Origin of the sequence: Pseudomonas sp. 22085, from assembly GCF_052045815.1 — a bacterium.
In the GTDB taxonomy this organism is placed as follows: Bacteria; Pseudomonadota; Gammaproteobacteria; order Pseudomonadales; family Pseudomonadaceae; genus Aquipseudomonas; species Aquipseudomonas glycinae.
Genome location: NZ_JBQEQA010000044.1, coordinates 1 through 2,693 on the forward strand (window position 1 = coordinate 1; position 2,693 = coordinate 2,693).

General features: G+C 58.1%; 4 protein-coding genes. All 4 read left to right on the forward strand.

The window, feature by feature from the left end:
• The coding region (locus ACTJK7_RS28985) for an S-type pyocin domain-containing protein (protein WP_440781110.1) at positions 1 to 1,135 on the forward strand (1,135 nt) is incomplete at its 5' end.
• Positions 1,136 to 1,142: 7 nt separating this feature from the next.
• Positions 1,143 to 1,418 (forward strand): bacteriocin immunity protein, encoded by a 276-nt coding sequence (locus tag ACTJK7_RS28990; protein ID WP_085745396.1) that lies wholly within the window; start codon positions 1,143 to 1,145, stop codon positions 1,416 to 1,418.
• Positions 1,418 to 1,642 (forward strand): bacteriocin immunity protein, encoded by a 225-nt coding sequence (locus ACTJK7_RS28995; RefSeq protein WP_236191694.1) that lies wholly within the window; start codon positions 1,418 to 1,420, stop codon positions 1,640 to 1,642. Before ACTJK7_RS28990 ends, ACTJK7_RS28995 begins: the two co-directional genes overlap by 1 nt.
• Positions 1,643 to 1,905: 263 nt before the next feature.
• Positions 1,906 to 2,693 (forward strand): S-type pyocin domain-containing protein (locus tag ACTJK7_RS29000; protein WP_440781112.1); only part of this gene is annotated, 788 nt, incomplete at its 3' end.

Sequence of the window (2,693 nt, forward strand, 5' to 3'; positions counted from 1 at the left end):
GACAGACGAATGGCCATCGCCAAAGCCTCGCGACGATCTGGTTTTTGCCAAGTCCTGCACGCCGGGCAACTGGTGCCGGACGGATGCCGGCACTACACCTGAGCCCGCCTCTCACTTCGGCAAAGTCATGGTGGCAGGCGCTCTGCGCATTCCCGCTGCCAGTCACGCCGTAGCGAAGGCCATCGGCGCCGATCTGGCGTTGGGGCGCATGGCCGGTGGTGGAATTCTGCAGCAGCGCCTTAATTGGGCAATCCGCGGTGCGGGAGGCCCGGCCAGCGTGTTTATCCTCGGGATGCTCCCGACCCGAATGGGCGACGGCACGCTTCACACTGATGAACAGCTACGCAGCATGAGCCGCGCCACCACTCGCGTGCGGTTCCAGTTTCGGCGTGATGCCGAAGGCGTCATGCAGGTCTACGGCATCCACACCGGCGTCTCGGGCGACGACTCGGTGCGTACCGTAAAAGTCGAGTGGAACAGCGACAAGACCGCCATGGAGGCGAAGCTCAACGGCATCACGATTTTGTGGACGCCGCAACGCGGGCCGCTGGGATCGATGCCGCCGCTGGTGTATCCGGAACACGGCGAACCACTCAGCACGATTCTCGTCCACCCGATCGCCGCGAACACCGACAGCCAGATTGAAATCCTGCCCGGCGAAGACATCACCGCCGAGGATTGTATTCTGGTGTTTCCGGCGGAGACCGGGCTGAAGTCGTTGTATGTGGTGTTTTCGAAACCGGCAAGATTGATGCCGGGGACGGTGACGGGGGTTGGGGAGGATTCGTCGGGCATATGGCTCGTCGGAGCAAACGCGGGGATGGGAGTTCCAATTCCAACAGACGTGGCAGACTCACTCAGGGGACTCGAATTCCAAAGCTTCGATTCGTTCCGAAGGGCTTTTTGGAAAGCCGTTTCGGAGTCTGCCGTGGCGGATCAGTTCATAAAGCAAAGTGTTGGCCGTATGCGTAAAGGTAAAGCACCAAGGGTGCGCAAAGCCGATAGTGTCGGCGGCAGAAGATCTTACGAGCTTCATCATCTCGAAAAAGTATCCGAGGGTGGCGACGTCTACGACGTTGATAATCTACGAGTAAATACACCTCGAAACCACATCGATATCCACCGGAACGATTAGGCCAGTCATGAAAGACAATCTACTGAAAAGCAGCATTTCGGAGTACACAGAGACCGAGTTCGTTGCATTGTTGGAAGAACTCGTTAAAGAAGATGAAGAAGCCGAAGACGATGGTCGGGCTGATTTGTTACTGCTGCACTTCGAGAAAATCAGCGAACATCCGGCCGGATCCGATCTGATCTATTACCCGGAGACAGGCGCGGATAGCTCTCCTCGGGGGGTCACGCAGATTGTGAAAGAATGGCGAGCCTCACAGGGTCTGCCTGGGTTCAAAGGTCAGTAATGACTCAACGCCGTGTCATTGACGAGATCAGAAAGGAAGACAAGGCACCTACAGATGAACGGGCAGATATTCTATTGCTGCACTTCAACGAAATCGTTGGGCATCCGAGCAAGATGGACCTTATCTACTACCCTGAGCCAGGTGCTGACACGTCGTCCTCTGGCATAGCCCGTACAATCGCGAAATGGCATGAAGCAAACGGACTGCCTGGCTTCAAGAAGTGAAGATTCATGGTCAATCACTGAAATGACTTCACACCACTAAGTATTAAAAACGGCTTACCAAAAGATAGGCCGTTTTTTATGCCTCAAGAAAAGTGCTCCACTTCAGTGGGCCGGCATGATTCCGTAGGAACAGAGCGCGAAAGGCGTACGAAGAGGATTATTCGTTCGACCAGGCCTCTGCATCCCGGCAAGTCGATTTGATCGCCATCCCGATTGACCGACAAGCTCCCCTGTCTTGATCCAAAGACAGACAGGGAGTTGTCATGGACCCGGACAAAGACCCTTTCGACGATATCTGGCGCCGAAAACTTCCGAACGGCGGCGCCTCGTGGGCTGCCTGGAATCCGCCCCCGGAGCCAGAGCCTGTCTACGTCCCGACAGACGAATGGCCATCGCCAAAGCCTCGCGACGATCTGGTTTTTGCCAAGTCCTGCACGCCGGGCAACTGGTGCCGGACGGATGCCGGCACTACACCTGAGCCCGCCTCTCACTTCGGCAAAGTCATGGTGGCAGGCGCTCTGCGCATTCCCGCTGCCAGTCACGCCGTAGCGAAGGCCATCGGCGCCGATCTGGCGTTGGGGCGCATGGCCGGTGGTGGAATTCTGCAGCAGCGCCTTAATTGGGCAATCCGCGGTGCGGGAGGCCCGGCCAGCGTGTTTATCCTCGGGATGCTCCCGACCCGAATGGGCGACGGCACGCTTCACACTGATGAACAGCTACGCAGCATGAGCCGCGCCACCACTCGCGTGCGGTTCCAGTTTCGGCGTGATGCCGAAGGCGTCATGCAGGTCTACGGCATCCACACCGGCGTCTCGGGCGACGACTCGGTGCGTACCGTAAAAGTCGAGTGGAACAGCGACAAGACCGCCATGGAGGCGAAGCTCAACGGCATCACGATTTTGTGGACGCCGCAACGCGGGCCGCTGGGATCGATGCCGCCGCTGGTGTATCCGGAACACGGCGAACCACTCAGCACGATTCTCGTCCACCCGATCGCCGCGAACACCGACAGCCAGATTGAAATCCTGCCCGGCGAAGACATCACCGCCGA